The organism is Geodermatophilus africanus, assembly GCF_900107105.1.
GTDB lineage: Bacteria > Actinomycetota > Actinomycetes > Mycobacteriales > Geodermatophilaceae > Geodermatophilus > Geodermatophilus africanus.
This window is the reverse complement of the sequence record NZ_FNOT01000004.1, coordinates 202940-222975: the sequence shown is the minus strand read 5'-3', so window position 1 is coordinate 222975 and position 20036 is coordinate 202940. Positions and strand designations below refer to the sequence as shown.

The window sequence follows — 20036 nt, the reverse complement described above, 5'->3', positions numbered from 1 at the left end:
CCCGGACCGTCGTACCGTGACGGTCACCACACTCGAGGCGTCCGCGGAGGCGGGGATGGGCAGCGCGCTGATCAACCTGGGGGCGATCGTCGGCGGCGTGGTCGGCTCGGTCGCCCTCATGGGCTGGCTGGCCCGGCTGGTGTTCGGCTCGGCGCGCCTGCCCCTGCCGCACCGGGCGACGCCGGCCCCGGTCGGCCGCCCGATCGAACAGGTGGCCGCCGACCTGCGCCGGCTGGGCGCCCAGCTCGCCCGCGTCCCGGCCGGCGCCCCGATGGCCCGCCGCCGCGGCCTGCAGGCGGCCTACGACGACGTCCTCGTGGAGGCCGCCCGGCTGCTCGAGGTGCCCCACGCGCTGGACACCGTCCCACCCGGCCGGCCCCGTGACGTCGAGCGGCTGCGGCTGCAGACCGCGCTCGCCGAGGCCGGCCTGGCGGTGCCCGACTGACCCTGCACCGGCCGCGGCGGCTGTTCTTCGCGGTGACCCCGCCGGCCGGCGCGCTCACCGAGCTCGACCGTGCGCTGGCGCCGCTGCGCGAGGCGCCCGGGGCGCCCCGCTGGACGCCGCCGGAGCGGTGGCACCTGACGCTGCTCTTCCTCGGCGCGGTGCCGGCGGACCGGGTCGAGGAGCTCCTCGCCGCCGCCGGGCCGGCCGTGGCGGGCACTCCACCGATGACCCTGCGGCTGGCCGGCGCCGGACGCTTCGGCTCCCGCCGTCGTCCGCAGGTGTTCTGGGCCGGCGTCACCGGGGACGGCGTTGCGCTGGGCGCGCTCGCCGCCCGGCTGGCCGCGGCCGCCCGCGGGCTGGGCCTGCCGGTCGAGGACCGGCCGTTCCGCGCCCACCTCACCCTCGGCCGCTGGCGGCCCGGCCGGCCGGGGGACGGCGACCTGCCCGAGCGGCTGGCCGGGCACCGCGGGCCGGCCTGGCCGGTGGCCGAGGTGGAACTGCTGGAGAGCCACCCCGGCCCCGTGCCGCGCTACGACCGGGTCGCGGCCTGGCCGCTGGCCTGAGCCCGCGGCCCCGTCCAGAGGCGAGCCTGCGAGCCTGCGAGCGGTGAGGAGGACGGGGTCCTTCTCCTGCAAGGGGGCCGCCCTCACACCACCTGACCGGGTACCGGGGACGTCGCCGCGGGGTCGGGCGCCTCGCCGGGCTCGAGCAGCTCGGGCTCCTCGTCGTCCTCGGGCTCCTCGACCTCCGGCTCCTCCTCGTGCGGTGCCTCGTCCTCCACCTCGCCCTCGTCGACCTCCCCGTCGGCGGGCTCCTCCTCCTCGGGCAGCTCGTCCTCCGGCGCCTCGAAGGCGCGCGGGTCGATGGCGTCGGCCCAGAGCAGGAAGTGCCCCATGGAGTACCCGGCGCCGGGGTCGAAGCCGGGGTTGGCGGTGAAGTACGAGGCGGTGTCACAGGCCATCAGGCCGAGGATCACCTCGGCGACGATCGTGCCGCCGACCTGGCCCAGCCGGTGCCCGCCGAGCAGCTCGGCCTCCTTGAGCACGTAGAACCAGAGCGGCGCCTTGCCCTTCCAGCCGGGGTCGGTGAGGCCCAGCTGCTGGTTGGTCAGCGGCTTCAGGCCCATCGCGACGGCGACGTCCTGGCCGGCCGGCAGGCCCAGCCGCTTGCCGCGGAGCAGGTTGCGCTCGGCCAGCGAGGTGATCGCCCCGGCGGTGGGCGCCACGACGGTCGGTGGCAGCTTCGACAGGGGCAGCGAGAGCTGGGTGTCGATCAACCGTGCCATGTTGCGGTCGTCGGGCGTGCTCATGCCGGGGATCTCGAAGAAGTAGTTCCAGTCGATCCACAGGTCCTCCGGCACCGGGCGGTTGCCGCGCAGGTCCTGGTAGCCCTCGTTGCCGAAGATCGGCACGGTGTGCTGGTCGTGCACCTCGTACTCGGCGCGGATCATGCTGTGTCCGAAGCGGTAGGCCGCGCCGGAGTATTCGACCGGCATGTACGGCCGGCGCGGGTTGCGCGGCTTGTAGAACCGCCCGAGGAACTCGATCGGCCCGCCGCGGCGGCGACGGAGGAGCCGGTCGACGACGTCCCGGCCGACGATCCGCGGCAGGTAGTCGTTCACGATCAGCCACTGGTAGTGCCAGCGCACCAGCTGCTGGGCCTGCTCGAAGGTCTTCCCCTCGTCGCGCAGCTTGTTGTGCAGGCGCAGGAAGACCGCGTGGAACTGGGCGACGATCAGGTTCTCGTCGTTGCGGGGGTCGCCGAGGTAGGCCGCGCCGACGTCGTCGCGGGGCAGGTCGCGCACGCCGTCGTGGTCGTTGCACAGCAGGTAGCCCGGCCGCGCCGGGTCGTAGAGCTCGGGGCTGCCGGCCGGGCCCTTGCCGTAGACGCTGGCCAGGTCGAAGCGGGGCGTGTCGTAGTTGGTCATCGCCCGCGGGTCCTGCTGCTGCAGGGTCAGCGGGGTCTTGTCCAGCGTCATGTCGTGGTCGACGAACTGGCCCAGGTAGATGTAGCCGGCCGGCATGCCCGGGTTGTCGAAGGCGACGTCGGAGTCCTTGACGTCGGACAGCGGCGCCTTGCCGTCGTTCATCGAGACCGCCAGCGCCGTCAGCAGCGCGTCCGGCGGCGCGAAGGCCGGCAGCTTCTTGAACATCATCCCGAACCGGGCCTCGGCGTCCCGGCCGGCGCGGACCGCGATGTCGCTGCCGCGCGGGTTGCCGACGGCGTGCGCGCCCCGCGCGGCCCGCGGACGGCGCGCGGGAGGCGTCGGCGCGGTGGTCGGGACCGGCGGACGGCGGGGCGGCGCGGCGTGCGCCGTCCCGCTCATGACCGGCAGCGCGGCCAGGCTCGCCAACCCGGCGAGCATCGTCCGCCGCGAGACCCCGCTGCGCGCCGTCCCGCCACCCGCTCCGCTGAACGGGCAGACCCCGCCCGTCTCGTCCCCGAACCCGTGCACGTGCACCCGCCCCCCGGCGTCGCAGAGCCCGCCCCCACGGCCGCTCTCGATGGCTCCGAGGCTCCGGCGGGGGGCGGGGACGGGGCACACGCGGCCGTGGGGGACCCCGTCCCCCAGTCCTGGGGGTGCCGGGCGTGGCGTGTCGCGCTTGGTGAGGAGAACGTGACGCTATGGGGCTACAGACGCCAGAACATCACCACGCGTACTCCATCGGCGCCGCGCGGTAACCAGGGAAGATTTCGTCGAGCCGACTCAGCTGAGCCTCGTCGAGCCGCACGTCCAGCGCCCGCAGCGAGCCCTCGAACTGCTCCATCGTGCGCGGGCCGACGATCGGTGCGGTCACCGCCGGCTGGTGCAGCAGCCAGGCGACCCCGACGTCCGCCGGCGCGGAACCCCACTCGCGGCAGACGTCCTCGTAGGCCTGCAGCGCGGACCGGTGCTGCTCGATGCGCTCGCGGTTGTGCTGCTGACGGCGGCGGTCGCCGGCCTGGTCGCCGAGCACACCGGCCAGCAGCCCCTGCGCGAGAGGGCTCCACGGGATGATCCCGACGCCGTAGTGCCGGGCTGCCGGCAGCACCTCGAGCTCCACGTGCCGGGTGAGCAGGTTGTAGTGCGACTGCTCGCTGACCAGGCCCAGGAAGTGCCGGCGGGCGGCCGCCTCGTTCGCCACGGCGAGCTGCCAGGCGGCGTGGTTGGAGGAGCCGACGTAGAGGACCTTGCCCTGCGCGACCAGCGCCTCGCAGGCCTGCCAGATCTCGTCCCACGGCGTGGACGGGTCGACGTGGTGGAACTGGTAGAGGTCGATCCAGTCGGTCTGCATCCGGCGCAGCGAGGCCTCGCACGACCGGATCAGGTTCCGGGCGGAGAGGAACGTGTCGTTGGGCCAGTCGGTCATCGAGCCGTAGACCTTGGTGGCCAGCACCGTCTTCTCGCGGCGCTCGCTGCCCCGGGCGAACCAGCTGCCGAGCACCTCCTCGGTGCGCCCCTTGCCCGCGTCGAAGCCGTAGACGTTCGCGGTGTCGAAGAAGTTGACGCCCTCGGCCAGCGCCCGGTCCATGATCGCGTGGGCGTCGAACTCCTCGGTCTTCCACCCGAAGTTCATCGTGCCGAGGCACAGGCGGGAGACCGACAGGCCGCTGCGTCCCAGGTGCGTGTAGTCCACGGACGACAGCCTGGCAGGCTCCCGGGCGTGCCGCAGACGCCTGGGACCCCGTCCGCCTTCGACGCCGCCACGGCCGTGCGCCGCGCCGAGGGCGGGGGACTGGTCGCCGACCTCGACCCCGGCTGGGACGTCGGCGGCGGGGTCCTGAACGGCGGCTACCTGCTGGCGGTCGCGGCCCGCGCCGCCGTGCTGGACAGCCCCCACCCGCACCCGGTGGCGCTCTCGGCCGGCTACCTGCGGGCCACTGCCGGTGGGCCGGCCCACCTCGCCGTCACGCCGGGCCCGGCCGGGCGCACGCTGGCGCACTGCTCGGTGACGCTCGGCGGGGAGGCCGGCCCGTCGCTCGCCGTCCAGGTGACGACGGCGCGCCTCGGCACCGAGCCGGCCGAGTACACCGTCAACCCCGCGCCGCGGCTGCCCGCCCCCGACGACTGCGTGGCCGCCCGGACCACCGGCGCCGGGCCGGCCGTCGGGCTGGTCCGGCACATCGACACCCGGCTGGACCCCGCGACGGCGGGCTGGACGGTCGGCCGGTTCTCCGACGAGCGGGTGCTGCGGTCGTGGATCCGGCTGGCCGACGGTCGAGCGCCCGACCCGCTGGCGCTGCTGCTGTTCGCCGACGCCCTGCCGCCCACCGCCTTCGCCGTCGGCCGGCCGGGCTGGGCGCCCACCGTGCAGCTGCAGGTGCTGGTCCGCGCGCTGCCGGCGCCGGGCTGGTGCCTGGTCGAGTCGCGCTCCACCGAGGTGGCCGGCGGCTGGGCGGACGAGGAGTGCCGGATCTGGGACGCCGAGGGCCGGCTGGTCGCCCAGGCCCGCCAGTTGGCCCGGGTGGCGCGCTGAGCGCCTGCGCGGCTCAGCCCGAGCCGCGCCGGCGGGAGACGGTGTCGGCCAGCAGGACCACCAGCGCCGGGACGACGCACCAGGCGCCCAGGACCAGCACCGCCCGCGCGACGCCGTCCCCCTCGAGGTAGGCGAGGCCGCGCAGGGCCCGCACCGCGACGCCGGGCGGCAGGGTGCCGGCGAGCGGCTCGAGCCAGCCGGGCAGGTACGCGGCGGGGAAGCTGCCGGTGCTCGTGGCCGCGCCGAGGGTCAGCAGCACCGCGGTCGCGATGAAGGTGCCCGCGCCACCCAGCACGCGCAGCGCCAGCGCGGCCGCCGCCCCGGACGCCAGCGCGAGCAGTGCCACCAGGCCGGCGACGGGCCAGAAGCCCGCGGGCACGGCCGCGAACACCCGCACCGACAGTTGGGCTCCCAGCAGCCCGGCCGCGGCGGCGAACAGCACGGCACTGAGCAGCCGCAGCAGCAGCCGCAGCTTCGGGGCGACCTGGTAGCTGGTGATGCCGAACAGGAAGCCCCCGAGCACCACGCCGAACGCGGTGTGGTCGATCGCCCGGCCCCGGGTGTCACCGGCGGCCAGCGGCGCGACGTCGGTGACGGCCGGCGGCGCCCCGACCCGCTCGGCCGCCGGGCCCAGGGCCTGGGCGAGGTCCTGCGTCACCCCCTGGCCGTGGGCCCCGGCGACGAGCAGGCGCGGCGTCGGGCCCTCGAGCACCAGCGCCCCGTAGACCTCCCCGGACGCGACCGCCCGCTCGGCCGCACCGGCGTCGGGCAGCCCGACCGGCGTGAAGGCGCCGGGCTGCGCCTCCGCCAGCGCCTGCCGGACCTCGACGACCGCGGGAGCCGGCCCGACGACGCCCACGGGCAGGTCGTGCGGCGCCGCGGTCGGGAAGGCGGCCAGGTAGACCACGACCAGCAGGGTGCCCACCGCGACCGCCACGGCCGCCGGCAGGCCGATCCCGCGCAGCGCGGCCTTGGCCGGTGAGCCGTCGGAGCGCTGCGCCTCGGCGGTCTGGTCGGCCGGGCCCGGGGGAGGCGCGAGGCCGGCGGGCACTCAGCGGCCGCCCAGCTCGCTGCCCAGCAGGTGTCCCGACGTCCAGGCGCTCTCGACCCGGGACGGCGCGGACCACCCGTCGCCGCAGACGCCGATCCCGTCGGCCAGCCCGAACGGCTCCTCGCGCGGCTCGGCCGGCCGCGCGTACGTCCAGCGCTGCACCGCCGTCCAGGCCGGCGCGACGTCGATGCCCAGCGCCCGGCCGACCGCGCCGGCGACCGGGCCGGCGGCGGCGTCCGGGTCCTCGAGGTGGGCGGCCGCGAGCGCGGCGGTGGTGTGCGCGACCAGGACCGGGGCGCCGTCCCCCCGCCGGTCGCCGTCGTCGGCGACCCAGGTGACCGCCCGGTCGTCCTGGACGAACGCGCCGTGCAGGTCGGCCGGCCAGTGCCGCTCCGGCCACCCGAGGACGACGGCCAGCGACGGCTCCCACGGCCGGTCGTCGACCAGCCGCCCGGCCGTGTCGGCGTCCAGCAGCCGGCGGGCCTGCGGATCGGGCATGGCCAGGACGACGGCCGGCGCCTCGTCGCCGTCCACCCGCGGGCCGGGGCCGACGGCGGCGACCGTGCGCCCGCTCTCGACGTCCAGGCCGGTGGCCAGGTCGGCGACCAGCGAGCGCAGCCCGGCCGGCGCGGCGTAGCGGACCGGCCCGGTGGTGGTGGACCGCAGGCCGTCGGGCCCGGCGACGGCGAACGTGTCGGTCCACGGGCGGGCCAGGCCGCGCGCGACCCAGTCCGCGACCACGGCGGCGAAGGGCGAGCCCTCCTGCGCGGTGAGGTACGAGGCGCCGAGGTCGACGGTGCGCTCGGACAGGGTCCGGGAGGCCATCCGCCCGCCGGGCCGCCGGCCGCGGTCCAGGACGCGGACGGGTACGCCGGCGCCGGCCAGGGCTCGGGCGCAGGCGGTCCCGGCGATGCCGGCGCCGACGACGGTCACGGGGGAGGAGGGCACGCCGACGATCCTGCGGTCCGGACGGCGCGGCCGCCCGCTGGAGGCGGCCTGCCAGGATCGGCGCCGTGCCGCACGACCCCGCGACGATCACCGACCCGGACGACCCGCGGGTGGCCGACTTCCGCGACCTCAAGGCCGGGGACCGGCGGCCGGGCACCGAGCGCGGCACCGGCCCGGTCATCGTGGAGGGCGTCCCGGCGGTGCAGCGGCTGCTGGCCTCGCCCTACCGGGTGCGCGCGGTGCTGGGCGTGCCCGGGCGGGTGGCGGCGCTCGACCTGCCCGAGGGGGTCGCGGCCTACGAGGCGGACACGTGGGTGCTCTCGGAGGTCATCGGCTTCCGGCTGACCCGGGGGGTGCTTGCCTCGGCCGACCGCCGTCCTGCGGCCGACCTCGGCGCGCTGCTGGCCGGCCCGGACCCGGCCGCGCCCCGGCGGCTGGCCGTGCTGGAGGGGCTCAACGACGCCGAGAACCTGGGCTCGATCGCCCGCTCGGCGGTGGCCCTCGGCGTCGACGGGCTGCTGCTGGACCCGCGCTGCGCCGACCCGCTCTACCGCCGGTCGGTGCGGGTCTCGATGGGCCACGTGCTGGCGCTGCCGTTCGCCGTCCTGACCGACTGGCCCGCCGGGCTGGACCGGCTGCACGACGCCGGCTACCTGACCGTGGCGCTGACCCCGGCCGCCGACGCGGTCGACCTGGCCGAGGTGGACCCGCGGGCACACCCGCGGACGGCGGTGCTGCTCGGAGCGGAGGGGCCGGGGCTGACCCCGCAGGCGCAGCGGGCCGCCCGGGTGCGGGCGCGCATACCGATGCGGGCAGGAGTCGACTCCTTGGGCGTGGCCGCGGCCGCCGCGGTGGCCTTCGCCACCCTCAGGTGACGTCCTGGAACGGCCCCGTCCAGGGGCCCACCCTGAGCCTGCGAAGGGTGGGGAGGACGGGGGTCCTTCCGTCAGCCGCGGAGCGAGAAGCGAGCCAGGTGCGCCCGGGCCTCCTCGGCGCGGGCGGGGTTGCACATGATGTCGTACCGGCTGGCGACCACCGTGCTGGTGCTGGTGAAGTCACGCCGTCCCCGGGTGGCGGAGTAACCGAGCGCGGCGAACAGCGCGCCGAACACCAGACCGATGAGCAGGCCGGTCAGGATCGAGCCGAACCACGCGGAGCCGTCGACGGCGAAGATGCCGAGCAGCAGGCCGACGAACAGGCCCCACCAGGCGCCGCCGGCCGCACCCGCCGCGAGCACCCGGCCCCAGGTGAGCCGGCCGGTGACCCGCTCGACCTGGCGCAGGTCCGAGCCGATGATCGTGACGTTCTCCACCGGGAACTTCTGGTCGGAGAGGAAGTCGACGGCGGCCTGGGCCTGCTCGTAGCTGTCGAAGGAACCGACCTGCACGCCGCCGAGAGGCATGGACACCGAGGCTGACATGCTCCTCGTGGTACCCGGCCGTTCCGCGTGGACACCTGCCCTCGGAGTGGCCGCCGTCACCCGTAGCCGGGCCGCACCGTACGGGGAACTGCAGGTCAGCGGTGCCGGCGGACCCCGAAGACGATGTCCTCCCACGCCGGGATGCGGGCGCGCGGGTCCTCGTCGTCGTCCCCGTCGCCGCCCGGGCGGCCCAGGACGACGGTGTCGTGCTCGCTGATGTCGTCCTCGTCGACCGGCGCCTCGGCGCGGCGGGGTGCCTCGGCGGGAGAGCCGTCGGGAGGCAGCACCGGGCGAACGTCGTCGTCCCCGGCCGGCTCGTCGTCCTCGTCGCGGGCGAGCCGGGAGGAGGCAGGGGCGGCGACGTCGTCCTCGTCGGGGACGACGACGACCGGCCGACTGCGCACCGGGATGGAGCGCTCGGCGGGCACGTGCGGGACGACGCGGACCAGGCGGGTGCCCTCGGCGAAGTCGGTGGTGGCTGCGTCGACCGGGCTCACGGTGCGGGCCGGGATGTCGTAGGCCCAGCGCGTGACGCCGGACTTGGCGCCGGCCTGCCAGGCGGCGGTGACCTGCCAGACGCCGTCGCCGGCGCGGTGGGCGTCCCAGCGGACGGCGTCGAGGTCGGCGCCCAGCAGCCGCAGCCGCTCGGACATGAACTGCTGCAGCGGGACCGTCGGCGTCCCCTCGGACAGCCGCACCCGGGCCTCGCGCGCCTGCTCGGCCACCCGCTCGCGCTCCTGCAGCACCGGGTGGGCGAAGCGCATGATCCGCTCCACCCGGATGCCGGAGGCCTGCGCCACCTGCTCCGGGGTCTCGCCGGCGCGGATGCGGGCCTGGATCACCCGCGGCGGCAGCGTCGCGCCGATCTCCACGTCGATCTGGCCGAGCCGGCGGGCATCGCCGCGCGCGGCGGCGCGGACCCGCTCGTCGATCGGCAGCTCGAACCGCTCGCCCTCCTCACCGGGTTCGGTGCCGTCGATGGCGAGCACGAGGCTGCTGCCGTCGTCGGAGAGCGCCACCAGCCGCAGCTGACGCATGGGCGGCCTCCTGGGTCGGTGCTCGGGTCGGGACGGCGGGCGGACCGGCCCCGGGACGGGGAGGTCCGCTGCCGAGGCTATCCGCGCGCGCGGGAGCGCGTCGGCAGGCTCGCCCGGCGTGGCGCGCCGGCCGCCCTGCGGGGTCCGTTGCGGGTGGCGGGGGTCAGGGGGCGCCTCCCTCACGCGGCGGGGCCGTACTCCGCGATGAACTCCGCGTACCGGCGCTGCCCGGTGCCCGAGGCGACGTCGCTCATCCGGAGCACGGTGAGGCCGAGGTAGCCCCACGTCGCGAAGGCCTCCTCGATGTTGTCCCAGCCCTCGTTCGACTGGACGCCGCCGGCCAGCGCGTTCTCGCCCTTCAGCCCGACGCCGGCGCGGTACGCGTGGTCGCCGATCCAGCCGACCAGGGTCTGGGCCAGCGAGTACGCCTCGGGACCGGGCTGGTCGTCCATCTCCAGCGCGGTGAAGTGCAGAACCACCTCGCGTGCGCCGCCGTCGAAGCGGTTGGCCAGCTCCACGATCCGCTGGTAGCCGTGCCCGGTCGCCCACGAGTCGAGGTCGACGCTGGTCTGCACGAGCCCGGTGGTGACCTCGGTGGCCCGCGGGTGGACGGGGTGGGTCATCTGCCAGTGGATGCCCGGCACCTTGTAGCCGATGTCGGCCTCCGGGAAGTCCCCGCCGAGGGTCGCGACGACCGTGCGCAGCACCCGCTCGCCGTGGTCGACCAGCGAGCCGTTGTACCAGTCGACGAAGTCGCGGCCGTACTGCGTGTCCCGGTAGGCCAGGCCGGTGAAGAAGGCCTCGGCGTCCGCGGGCGGGCCGATCTCGTCCACCGACCGCAGGTCGGTGCCCCAGGCGCGGTTGACCTCCGCCAGCGACCCGTAGCGGCGCAGCACCGACTCCTGCAGGTCGCGCACGGCCAGCGGCGAGTAGGCCTGCAGCGCGCCACGGGTCGGGTAGCCGGTGCCGTCGTCGTGCTGGTTGTAGGACGGGTAGCGCAGCTCGCCGGACGGGCCGAGCGACACGTTGACCTCGACGACCTCGTCGGCGTAGCGGTCGCCGTACTGCTGCTCGAAGGCCCGGGTGAAGTCGCGGTACTCGCCCATCACGACGCGGTCGGCCCAGCCCTGCACGCTCTCGCGGCTGTGGTTGCCCTGCTCGCTCCGGTGCTGGAGGCCGGTCGGGCCGAGCAGGACGCCGCGGTGGGTGACGCCGGCGTACTTCTCCCACAGCCAGGGCGGCAGCAGGCTGGTGTAGTCGTCACCGACGTTCCCGCCGGCCTGGTGGAACGACAGGATCGGCGCGAGGTCCAGGCCCGCGGCCGTGACGGTCGCGAAGACGCGGTCGTAGTAGGCCCAGTCGAAGCGGTTGTCCGCCGCGCCCTCGACGTCGCCCCACCACACGTCGACGCTGACCGCGTCCACGCCGTAGCCGGCGACCGTCGCGAGGTCGGCCTCGAAGGCGGCCCAGTCGGTCACCTTCAGCGGCGCCATCACGTTGGCGGTGAACTCCGGGTTGCCGAGGGCCACGGGCCCGGGCGGCACCGGCCCGTCCCCGGGCGCGGCCTGGGCGGTGCCGGTGCCGGCGAGCACCAGCCCGAGGACGGCGAGGGCCGTGGTGACGCGTCTCACACCGGCGATGCTGCCAGCTGCCCGGCCGGCGTCCACGGCCGGTGGCGAACGGTCCGTCCCGGGGCGGCGTGTCGTCGTGGACACGCTGCGTGCCGGCCCCCCGCGGGGTCCACCTCCGGTGGGCTCCCGCAAGGGGCCTCGCTCACAGCTTCGCGACGACGAAGTCGATGCAGGCGGTCAGCGCGCTGACGTCGTCCGGGTCGACGGCGGGGAACATGCCGACCCGCAGCTGGTTGCGGCCGAGCTTCCGGTAGGGCTCGACGTCGACGACGCCGTTGGCGCGCAGCACCCTCGCCACCTCGGCGGCGTCCACCGACTCGTCGAAGTCGATGGTGCCGACGACGTAGGAGCGGTGGTCGCGGTCGGCGACGAACGGCGTGGCGAACGACGACTGCTCCGCCCAGCCGTAGAGCCGGCTCGACGAGTCCTGGGTCCGCGCGACCGCGCCGGAGAGCCCGCCGAGCGAGAGCAGCCAGCGGATCTGGTCGGCCAGCAGGAACAGCGTGGCGACGGCCGGGGTGTTGTAGGTCTGGTCCTTGGCCGAGTTGTCGACGGCGATGGACAGGTCGAGGAAGCCGGGGACCCAGCGGCCCGAGGCCTTGATCTCGGCGATCCGGTCGAGGGCGTCGCGCGACATGAGGGCCACCCACAGCCCGCCGTCCCCACCGAAGTTCTTCTGCGGCGCGAAGTAGTACACGTCGGTCTGCGTGACGTCGACCGGCAGCCCGCCGGCGGCGCTGGTGGCGTCGACGAGCACCAGCGCGTCGTCGGTGTTGTGCGGTCGCTGCACCGGGGCCATGACGCCGGTGGAGGTCTCGTTGTGCGCCCATGCGTAGACGTCGACGCCGTCGGCGGCGGTGGGCAGCGCCAGCGAGCCGGGCGCGGCCTGGGCGATCACCGGGTCGGCGAGGAAGGGCGCCTCGGCCACGCCGGTCGCGAACTTCGCGGAGAACTCGCCGTAGCTGCCGTGCGCGCTGCGCTCGCGGACCAGCCCGATGATCGCGGCGTCCCAGAACGCCGTCGTCCCACCGTTGCCGAGGACGACCTCGTACCCGTCGGGCAGGTCGAACAGCTGGGTCAGCCCCTCCCGCACCTGGCGGACCAGGCCCTTGACCGGGGCCTGCCGGTGGGAGGTCCCCATGAGGGTGGCCCCGCTGGCGGCCAGCGCCTCGAGGGCCTCGGGGCGCACCTTCGACGGGCCGCAGCCGAAGCGGCCGTCGGAGGGCAGGAGGTCGGCGGGGATGGTGATGCTCATCCGGGGGCGTGCCTCTCGGTAAGGACCCCGTCCTCCCCACCCTTCGCAGGCTCAGGGCGGGACCCGGGACGGGGCCGTTTCAGGCCGGCTGGTCGATGGGCTTGGTCTTGATGGTGTCGAAGCCCTCGACCTCCTCGGGCTTGCGCGGGCCCGGGCCGATGTAGCGCGCCGACGGCCGCACGAGCCGCCCGGTGTTCTTCTGCTCGAGGATGTGCGCACACCAGCCGGCGGTGCGGGCACACGTGAACATCGAGGTGAACATGTGGCTGGGGACGTCCGCGAAGTCCAGGACGATCGCCGCCCAGAACTCCACGTTGGTCTCGATGGGCCGGTCCGGACGCCGCTCGCGCAGCTCCCTCAGGGCGGCCTGCTCGAGGGCCAGCGCGGCCTCGAAGCGCGGAGCGCCGAGCTCCTTGGCGGCCTTGCGCAGCGTCCGGGCGCGCGGGTCCTCGGCGCGGTAGACCCGGTGGCCGAAGCCCATGAGCCGCTCGTGCCGGTCGAGGAGGTCCTTGACGTACTTGTCCGCGTCGCCGACCTGCTCCACGCCGTCGAGCATGTGCAGCACCCGGGAGGGAGCGCCGCCGTGCAGCGGGCCGGACATCGCGCCGATCGCGCCGGACATCGAGGCGGCGACGTCGGCGCCGGTCGAGGCGATCACGCGGGCGGTGAAGGTGGAGGCGTTCATGCCGTGCTCGGCGGCCGACGTCCAGTAGGCGTCGACGGCGGCGACGTGGCGGGGGTCGGGCTCGCCGCGCCAGCGGACCATGAACCGCTCGACGATGGTGGCGGCCTCGTCGATGCGCGACTGCGGCACCGCGGGGACGCCGATGCCGCGGGCGGACTGCGCCACGTAGGACAGTGCCATGACCGCGGCCCGGGCCAGCTGGTCGCGGGCGGTCTCGGAGTCGATGTCCAGCAGCGGGCGGTAGCCCCAGAACGGGGCCAGCATGGCGAGCGCAGCCTGGACGTCGACGCGCACGTCACCGCTGTGCACCGGGATCGGGAACGGCTCGGCCGGCGGGAGGCCCGGCCCGAACTTCCCGTCGACCAGCAGCGCCCACACGTTGCCGAAGGTGACCTTGCCGACGAGGTCCTCGATGTCGACGCCGCGGTACCGGAGGGAGCCGCCGTCCTTGTCGGGTTCGGCGATCTCCGTCTCGAAGGCGATGACGCCCTCCAGGCCGGGTACGAAGTCGTCCGCCATCTCGCATGCTCCTCTGCGCGCGGGACTCGTGCGCGCACGGGGGGCGGCGCACGACTGCGGTTGCGACCCTAAGCCGTGCCGACGCGCCGGGGGCACCCGGGGCGGGGCCGGCTCCCTCCCGACGAGATCTGCACAGTGGTGGTCATCGGGTGCCCGATGACCACCACTGTGCAGATCTCGCGGGGCAGGCGGGTGACAGCATGGAGGTCGTGCCCGACCTCTCCCGCATGCGCAGGGACTACGAGACCCGGGGCCTCCGCGAGGACGACCTCGCCGCCACGTGGGTCGAGCAGTTCGACCGCTGGTTCGCCGACGCCGTCGCCGCGGAGCTGCCCGAGCCCAACGCCGTCGTGGTCGCCACCGCCGACGCCGACGGCGCACCCGACGCGCGCATCGTGCTCATCAAGGGCTACGACGAGGCCGGCTTCGTGTTCGCCACCAGCTACGCCTCGGCCAAGGGGGCCCAGCTCGCGGTCAACCCCCGCGCGGCCCTGGTCTTCCCGTGGCACGCGCTGCAGCGGCAGGTGCGGGTAACCGGCCGGGTCGAGCGCGTCGGGGACACCGCCAGCGACGACCTCTGGGACCCCCGCCCCCGCGGCGCGCAGCTGGCGGCCGCCGCCTCCCTCCAGTCGACGACGGTCGACTCGCGCGAGGAGCTGGTCGAGCGGCTGCGCCGGCTGGACGCCGACACCGCGGGCGGGAAGCTGCCGCGACCCGAGGTCTGGGGCGGCTACCGGGTGGTGCCCGACTCCGTCGAGTTCTGGCAGGGCGGGGCCGACCGGTTGCACGACCGGCTGCGCTTCGCGCGCGACGACGAGGAGGGGGGCGGCTGGGTCGTCCAGCGGCTCGCGCCGTGAAGAAGGACCCCGCTGCCCCCCAGGAAGGACCTCTCCGCCCCCCACCGCTCGCAGGCTCGCGGCGGGCCCCTGCAGAGAGGCCGACAAGGGCTCGGCGCGGGTCCCTGCAGCGGGGCCACCGTCGCCGCCGCGCCTGGGCGATCGACACCACCCCGCTGCGCAACCCGCACTACCGGCGGTTGTTCTGGGGCGTGGCCGCCACGATGCTCGGCCAGCAGATGACCCTGGTGGCCGTCCCGTACCAGGTCTACGCGCTCACCGGCTCCTCCCTGCTGGTCGGCGTCACCTCGGTGGTGGCGCTCGTGCCGCTGGTCGTCTTCGGCCTGCTCGGCGGCGCGATCGCCGACTCGATGGACCGCCGGCGGCTGATGCTGGTCACCGGTGCCGGCTCGGCGGTGACCAGCGCGCTGCTGGCGGCGCAGGCGCTGCTGCCCGGGGGCGGCAGCCTGGCGCTGCTGTGGGTGCTCACCGCCTGCCTCTCCGGGTTCACCGCGGTCAACCAGCCCACCCGCAGCGCCGTCATCCCCGCGCTCGTCGGGACGGCGGGCGTGCCGGCGGCGAACGCGCTGGCGATGACCGTGCGCCAGGTCGGGGTCATCGCCGGCCCGCTGCTGGCCGGGCTGCTCATCGCCGTCGGCAGCCTGCCGGTCACCTACGCCGTCGACGCGCTCGGCTTCCTGGTCGCCGTCCTGCTGCTGCGCGGGCTGCCGCCGCTGCCCCCGGGGCGCGAGGCCGGGCCGCTGCGGCTGGGCGCGGCCGTGCGCGGCGTGGCTGCGGGGTTCGCCTTCCTGCGCACCCAGCCGGTGCTGCTGATGACCTTCGTCGTCGACGTGGTCGCGATGCTCTTCGCCTGGCCGCAGGCGGTCTTCCCGGAGCTGTCGGAGGGCCGCTACGCCGACTCGGCGAACAGCCTGGGCTGGCTGTTCGCCGGCGTCTCGATCGGTGCGCTGCTCATGGGGCTGACGTCGGGCTGGGTGTCGCGCGTGGACCGGCAGGGTGCGGTCGTCGTCGTCGCGGTCGCCGTGTGGGGTGTGGCGATCATCGGTTTCGGGTTCGCGCCGACGCTGTGGCTGGCCGTGGTCTGCCTCGCGATCGCGGGCGCCGGCGACATGGTGAGCGCGGTGCTCCGCTCGTCGATGCTGCAGCTGGCCGCGCCCGAGCACATGCGCGGGCGGATGCAGGGCGTGTTCATCGTGGTGGTCACCGGCGGGCCCCGGCTGGGGGACCTGCGGGCCGGCGCGCTCGCGAGCGCCGCGGGCGTCACGACGGCGATGGCCTCCGGCGGCGTGGTGGTGATCGCCGCGATGGTCGTCGTGGCGCTGGTCGTGCCGTCGTTCTGGGCGTTCCGCGTCTCCCGCTCGGCGCAGCCGTCCGCGCGCGGCTGAGCGGCCTGGTTCAGGCGGCCGAGGCCGCCGGGACGACGTGCAGCCCGACCTCGACGTTGCCCGCCGTGGCCCGCGAGTACGGGCATATGGTGTGCGTCCGCTCCAGCAGCTGCCGGGCCCGCTCGTCGTCCAGCTGCGGCAGCCGCGCCCGGAGGTCGACGGCGAGGCCGAAGTCGCCGGGTGCCGCGCGGAGGAAGTGCACCTCGGCGGTCACCGAGGAGCCCTCGAGCGCCTGCGGGGTCAGCCCGAGGTCCCGGAGCGCGAAGCGCATCGCGCTGTGGAAGCAGGCGGCGTAGCCGGCGGCGAACAGTTGCTCGGGGTTGGTGCCCGGGCCGTCGTCCCCGCCCATCTCCGCCGGGCGGGACAGGCTGGCGGCGAGCCGGCCGTCGGAGGATCGGACCTCCCCGGTGCGGGCTCCGGACGCGGTTGCCTCGGCCGTGTAGACGCGGTCCATGCGACCGTCCTACCCGCCGGGCGGCATCCGCGCAGGAGAAGGACCTCCCTGCCCCCCACTCCCCGCAAGCTTCGCGGCGGGACCCTGCAGGGAGGCCGGAGGCCTCCTCAAGCCAGGGCGTGCTCAGGCCAGGGCGTGCGCCACCACTCGCAGGTCGGCCACCAGCGCGTCGTAGGCCGCAGCGCGCGCCTCGTCCGGCGTCCGCAGGATCGCCGAGGGGTGGGTGGTGGCCAGCATCCAGGTCTGGTGCGGCGCGTCCTCGTCGTCGTCCGCGGGGCTGTCGTCGCCGGCCTCCGCGCGGGCCACGCCCGGCGGGGTCCAGGGGAGCAGCTGCCCCCGCTCCTTGGTGATCCGGAACGACGGCGAGATCAGCGCCTTGGCTGCCGTGGCGCCCAGGCAGACGACCACCTCCGGCTGCAGGACGGCGAACTCCGCCTCGAGCCAGGGGCGGCAGGCCCGCAGGTGCTCGGGTCCGGGCGTCTGGTGGATCCGCCGCTTGGGTGTCGGCGTGAAGCGGAAGTGCTTGACGGCGTTGGTGATGTAGGCGTCTCGTCGCTCGATGCCGGCATCCCCGAGGGCCCGGTCCAGCAGCCGGCCCGCGGGGCCGACGAACGGCTCGCCCTTGCGGTCCTCCTGATCGCCGGGCTGCTCGCCGACGAAGACCACGCGCGCGGTCTCCGGGCCCTCCCCGAACACCGTCTGGGTGGCCGGCTCCCACAGCTCGCAGGCCCGGCAGCCGGCCGCGGCGGCCCGCAGCCCGTCCAGCCCGACACCGGTGGGCGGCTGCGCCGGCACGTTCTCCTGGCTCATGGCCCGATGAGACCGCAGATGCGGCCGCGCCGCAGGGCAGACTGTCGCGGCTCGTCCGCCGACCCGAGGAGGCCCCGTGCCCACCGTCCACCTGATCGGCGGGGGCTGGGACCCGTCGGCCGCCGCCGCCGTGTACGGGCCCTTCCTCGAGGCCGCGGGCACCGCGCCCACCGTCGCCACGCTGGTGCTCGACGAGGGGGACGGCGAGGTGCAGTCCGCCCGGTGGGCGCAGGTCCTGCGACGGACCGCCCCGTGCGAGCCGGTCCCGGTGCTGGTGCCGCTGGGCGGGCGGCTCGACGTGGCCGCCCTCGGCGACGCCGACGCCCTGCTGGTCTGCGGCGGGCTCACCCCGGCGTACGCGGACGCGCTGGCGCCGGTGGTCGGCGAGCTGCGGGCCTGGCTGGCCGCGGGGGAGCGGCCCTACGCCGGGTTCTCCGCGGGGGCCGCGGTGGCCGCCGGGCGGGCCGTGGTCGGCGGGTGGCGGGCCGGTGGCGTCCGCGTCTGCCCGGAGGACGCCGCGGAGGACCTCGACGAGGTGTCCGTCGTCGACGGCCTGGGCGTGGTGCCGTGGACCGTCGACGTGCACTGCGCGCAGTGGGGCACCCTGCCGCGGCTGCTCACCGTCCTGGCCGGCGGCGGGCGGGGCCTGGCGCTGGACGAGGACACCGCCGTCCACCTCGACGGCGACGGTGCGCGGGTCGCCGGGCACGGCACGGCCTGGCTGGTGGACGGCGGCGGCGCGGCGGTGACCGTCACGGCGTCGCGCGCCGGGGACCGGCTGCCCTCCCCCGGCGCCCGATAGCGTCGGCCCCTGGTCCACGCTTCGGGGGGAGAGCGCGTGCTGGAGTTCGACGGCCTGCACAAGAGCTACGGCGGTAACCGGGTGCTCGACGGCGTCTCGTTCGCCGTCGCGCCGGGGACGATGTTCGGCTTCTGCGGCTCGAACGGCGCCGGCAAGACGACGACCATGCGGATCGCGATGGGGCTGGCCCGCGCCGACGCCGGTGAGGTGCGCTGGCAGGGCCGGCCGCTGGACCAGGCGCTGCGCCGCCGGATCGGGTACATGCCGGAGGAGCGCGGCCTCTATCCGAAGATGCGGGTCGGCGAGCAGCTGGCCTACTTCGCCCGGCTGCACGGCCTGGACGCCGGGGCGGCCACCCGCGCCGCCGAGCACTGGGCCGACCGGCTGGGCCTCGGGGCGCGCCGCCGTTCCCGGGTCGAGGAGCTCTCGCTGGGCAACCAGCAGCGGGTGCAGCTGGCCGCCGCCCTGGTCAGCCGGCCGGAGGTGCTCATCCTCGACGAGCCGTTCTCCGGCCTGGACCCGGTGGGCGTCGACGCGCTGGCCGAGGCCCTGCTGGAGCAGGTGCGCGGCGGCGTCCCGGTCGTCTTCTCCAGCCACCAGCTGGACCTGGTCGAGCGGCTCTGCGACGCCGTCGGCATCCTCGCCCGCGGGTCGATGGTCGCCGTCGGGCCGGTCGCCGAGCTGCGCCGCCGCGAGGCCGGCGGGCTGCTGCGGGTCGACGTCCCCGACGCACCGCCGGGCTGGGCGGCCGGGCTGCCCGGCGTGCGGGTCGTGGCCGAGCGGGCCGGCGACACCCTGCTGGAGCTCGCCCCCGGCACCGACGACCAGGCGGTGCTCGCCGCGGCGCTGCGCACCGGCCGGGTCGCGCACTTCGCCCGGCGCGAGCCGAGCCTGGTGGAGCTGTTCCGCGAGGCGGTCGCCGAGCCGGCCGGAGAGGTCGCCGCGTGACGTCGCCCGGGACCCGCACACCGGGCAGCGCCGCGCTGGTCCGGCTGGTCGCGGCGCGGGAGGTCGCCAGCCGCATCCGCGACAAGAACTTCCTCATCAGCTCGGCGGTCATCCTGCTGTTGCTGCTGGGCGTGATGGCCTTCCAGGTGGCCGTCAGCGGCGGGGACGGCGCCGCCCGGCTCGCCGTCGTCGACGACGACGGCCGGCTCGGGCCCGCGCTCGAGGCGCAGGGCGAGGTGGTCGGCGTCGACGTCGAGGTGGTCGACCTCCCCGACCAGGCCGCGGCGCGCGACGCCGTCGAGGCCGAGGAGGTCGACGCGGCCCTGGTTGGCGGCACCGGGCCGGCCCCGGAGCTGGTGCTCGTCGACCGGGACCCCGCCCTGGAGGCGGTCGTCGGCGGGGCGGTCAGCGGCCTGGCCGTCTCCGACCGGCTGCTCGAGGCCGGCGTCGACCTGCAGACCCTGCCCGAGGTGGCGGTCACCCCGATCGGCGACCAGGGGGAGGACGACGGCCAGCGGGTGGTCGTCGCGGTCATCGGCGTCGTCGTCCTCTACAGCCTGCTGATCCTGTTCGCGCAGTTCGTCGCGCAGGGCGTGGTGGAGGAGAAGGCCAGCCGGGTGGTGGAGCTGCTGCTCGCCACCATGCGGCCGTGGCAGCTGCTCGCCGGGAAGATCCTCGGGCTGGGCCTGCTGGGGCTCGGGCAGATCGTCGTCATCGGCGTCGTCGGGGTGACCGGTGCGCTCGCGTTCGACCTGGTCGACGTGCCCGGGCAGCTGATCGGCACGGTGGCCACCGTCGTCGCCTGGTTCGTGCTCGGGTACGCCTTCTACGCGTGCGTCTTCGCCGTGGCGGCCTCGCTGGTCAGCCGGCAGGAGGACCTCGGCAGCGTGCTGACGCCGGCCTCGATGCTGCTGGTCGTGGGCTTCTTCGTGGCCGTGCAGGCCGCGGGCGACCCCGCCGGCACGCTGGCCACGGTCACCTCCTACGTGCCCGGCCTCTCGCCGCTGGTCATGCCGGTGCGCCAGGCGGCCGGGGAGGCGGCGGCCTGGGAGGTGGCCCTGGCCGTCGTCCTGATGCTGGTGACCATCGGCCTGGCCGTGCGCCTCGGGGGGCGGGTCTACGCCGGCGCCCTGCTGCGCACCAGCGGCCGGACCAGGGTGCGCGAGGCGCTGCGGGCCGAGCGCGCCTGAGGAAGGAGACCCCGTCCTGCCCACCCTTCGCAAGCTCAGGGCGGGGCCCGGGACGGGGCCGGCGGGGCACTGCAGGGGGGCCACGTCCGGGGCCGTCGATCTCGCCGCTCGCGACCCGGTTGTCCCGGCCCACCAGGGGTAG

The 20036-nt window shown here is 75.9% G+C and carries 20 protein-coding genes; 9 read left to right on the top strand and 11 right to left on the bottom strand.

Annotation, left to right across the window (positions count from 1 at the left end; all coding sequences use genetic code 11):
• Positions 1–16: 16 nt before the first annotated feature.
• Entirely contained in the window at positions 17–445 is a 429-nt protein-coding gene (locus tag BLW63_RS08825; protein ID WP_091153896.1) for a hypothetical protein, read from the top strand.
• On the top strand, positions 442–1008 hold the full coding sequence (gene thpR / locus BLW63_RS08820) for an RNA 2',3'-cyclic phosphodiesterase (protein ID WP_091153893.1): 567 nt from the start codon (positions 442–444) through the stop codon (positions 1006–1008). The genes BLW63_RS08825 and thpR overlap by 4 nt, the downstream gene beginning before the upstream one ends.
• Positions 1009–1091: 83 nt before the next feature.
• On the opposite strand, the gene BLW63_RS08815 is transcribed toward thpR, so the two are convergent.
• A complete protein-coding gene (locus BLW63_RS08815) occupies positions 1092–2906 on the bottom strand; it encodes a peroxidase family protein (protein ID WP_211517055.1) in 1815 nt (604 codons plus the stop codon).
• A 187-nt stretch (positions 2907–3093) separates the two neighbouring features.
• Complete coding sequence (locus BLW63_RS08810) at positions 3094–4062, bottom strand: aldo/keto reductase (protein ID WP_091153885.1); 969 nt, start codon at positions 4060–4062, stop codon at positions 3094–3096.
• 27 nt (positions 4063–4089) lie between these two features.
• Here BLW63_RS08810 and BLW63_RS08805 point away from each other — a divergent pair, with 27 nt between their 5' ends.
• Complete coding sequence (locus BLW63_RS08805) at positions 4090–4902, top strand: thioesterase family protein (protein ID WP_091153881.1); 813 nt, start codon at positions 4090–4092, stop codon at positions 4900–4902.
• Positions 4903–4915: 13 nt separating this feature from the next.
• On the opposite strand, the gene BLW63_RS08800 is transcribed toward BLW63_RS08805, so the two are convergent.
• Together BLW63_RS08800 and BLW63_RS08795 are read right to left on the bottom strand one after the other, a co-directional pair.
• Positions 4916–5953: a hypothetical protein gene (locus BLW63_RS08800; protein ID WP_091153878.1), complete on the bottom strand. Its 1038-nt coding sequence runs from the start codon at positions 5951–5953 to the stop codon at positions 4916–4918.
• Entirely contained in the window at positions 5954–6901 is a 948-nt protein-coding gene (locus BLW63_RS08795) for an NAD(P)/FAD-dependent oxidoreductase (RefSeq protein ID WP_091153875.1), read from the bottom strand. It abuts the gene before it with no gap.
• 65 nt (positions 6902–6966) lie between these two features.
• Between BLW63_RS08795 and BLW63_RS08790 the strand changes: the two genes are divergently transcribed.
• Positions 6967–7776, top strand: coding sequence for a TrmH family RNA methyltransferase (locus BLW63_RS08790; RefSeq protein WP_091153871.1), 810 nt, complete (start codon positions 6967–6969; stop codon positions 7774–7776).
• Positions 7777–7847: 71 nt separating this feature from the next.
• Here the strand turns inward: BLW63_RS08790 and BLW63_RS28525 are convergent, their stop codons facing one another.
• From BLW63_RS28525 to BLW63_RS08765, 5 genes are all read right to left on the bottom strand, one after another.
• Complete coding sequence (locus BLW63_RS28525) at positions 7848–8303, bottom strand: YflT domain-containing protein (RefSeq protein WP_280140503.1); 456 nt, start codon at positions 8301–8303, stop codon at positions 7848–7850.
• A gap of 113 nt (positions 8304–8416) precedes the next feature.
• On the bottom strand, positions 8417–9358 hold the full coding sequence (gene sepH / locus BLW63_RS08780) for a septation protein SepH (protein ID WP_091153864.1): 942 nt from the start codon (positions 9356–9358) through the stop codon (positions 8417–8419).
• Between the two features lie 179 nt (positions 9359–9537).
• On the bottom strand, positions 9538–10989 hold the full coding sequence (locus tag BLW63_RS08775; protein WP_091154814.1) for a family 14 glycosylhydrolase: 1452 nt from the start codon (positions 10987–10989) through the stop codon (positions 9538–9540).
• Positions 10990–11131: 142 nt separating this feature from the next.
• Positions 11132–12244 carry a phosphoserine transaminase gene (gene serC, locus BLW63_RS08770; protein ID WP_091153859.1) on the bottom strand — a complete coding sequence of 371 codons (1113 nt, stop codon included), beginning with the start codon at positions 12242–12244 and terminating at the stop codon, positions 11132–11134.
• A gap of 79 nt (positions 12245–12323) precedes the next feature.
• Complete coding sequence (locus BLW63_RS08765; RefSeq protein ID WP_091153855.1) at positions 12324–13448, bottom strand: citrate synthase 2; 1125 nt, start codon at positions 13446–13448, stop codon at positions 12324–12326.
• A gap of 200 nt (positions 13449–13648) precedes the next feature.
• Here BLW63_RS08765 and pdxH point away from each other — a divergent pair, with 200 nt between their 5' ends.
• Together pdxH and BLW63_RS08755 are read left to right on the top strand one after the other, a co-directional pair.
• Positions 13649–14305 (top strand): pyridoxamine 5'-phosphate oxidase, encoded by a 657-nt coding sequence (gene pdxH, locus BLW63_RS08760; RefSeq protein ID WP_091153851.1) that lies wholly within the window; start codon positions 13649–13651, stop codon positions 14303–14305.
• A complete protein-coding gene (locus BLW63_RS08755; RefSeq protein ID WP_425284242.1) occupies positions 14302–15690 on the top strand; it encodes an MFS transporter in 1389 nt (462 codons plus the stop codon). The genes pdxH and BLW63_RS08755 overlap by 4 nt, the downstream gene beginning before the upstream one ends.
• 10 nt (positions 15691–15700) lie before the next feature.
• Here BLW63_RS08755 and BLW63_RS08750 read toward each other — a convergent pair whose 3' ends face one another.
• Both BLW63_RS08750 and BLW63_RS08745 read right to left on the bottom strand, forming a co-directional pair.
• Positions 15701–16144: an organic hydroperoxide resistance protein gene (locus BLW63_RS08750; RefSeq protein ID WP_091153847.1), complete on the bottom strand. Its 444-nt coding sequence runs from the start codon at positions 16142–16144 to the stop codon at positions 15701–15703.
• Between the two features lie 123 nt (positions 16145–16267).
• Positions 16268–17038 carry a UdgX family uracil-DNA binding protein gene (locus BLW63_RS08745; protein WP_280140502.1) on the bottom strand — a complete coding sequence of 257 codons (771 nt, stop codon included), beginning with the start codon at positions 17036–17038 and terminating at the stop codon, positions 16268–16270.
• On the opposite strand from BLW63_RS08745, the gene BLW63_RS08740 reads away from it, so the two are divergent.
• The 3 genes from BLW63_RS08740 to BLW63_RS08730 are packed head-to-tail and all read left to right on the top strand — an operon-like array spanning position 17031 to position 19894.
• Complete coding sequence (locus tag BLW63_RS08740; RefSeq protein ID WP_091153840.1) at positions 17031–17756, top strand: type 1 glutamine amidotransferase family protein; 726 nt, start codon at positions 17031–17033, stop codon at positions 17754–17756. The two genes, BLW63_RS08745 and BLW63_RS08740, sit on opposite strands and share 8 nt — an antisense overlap.
• A 36-nt stretch (positions 17757–17792) precedes the next feature.
• Positions 17793–18704: an ABC transporter ATP-binding protein gene (locus tag BLW63_RS08735; protein ID WP_091153837.1), complete on the top strand. Its 912-nt coding sequence runs from the start codon at positions 17793–17795 to the stop codon at positions 18702–18704.
• The gene (locus BLW63_RS08730) at positions 18701–19894 is read left to right on the top strand and encodes an ABC transporter permease (protein WP_091153834.1); all 1194 of its coding nucleotides are present in this window, start codon (positions 18701–18703) and stop codon (positions 19892–19894) included. The genes BLW63_RS08735 and BLW63_RS08730 overlap by 4 nt, the downstream gene beginning before the upstream one ends.
• Positions 19895–20036: the final 142 nt, after the last annotated feature.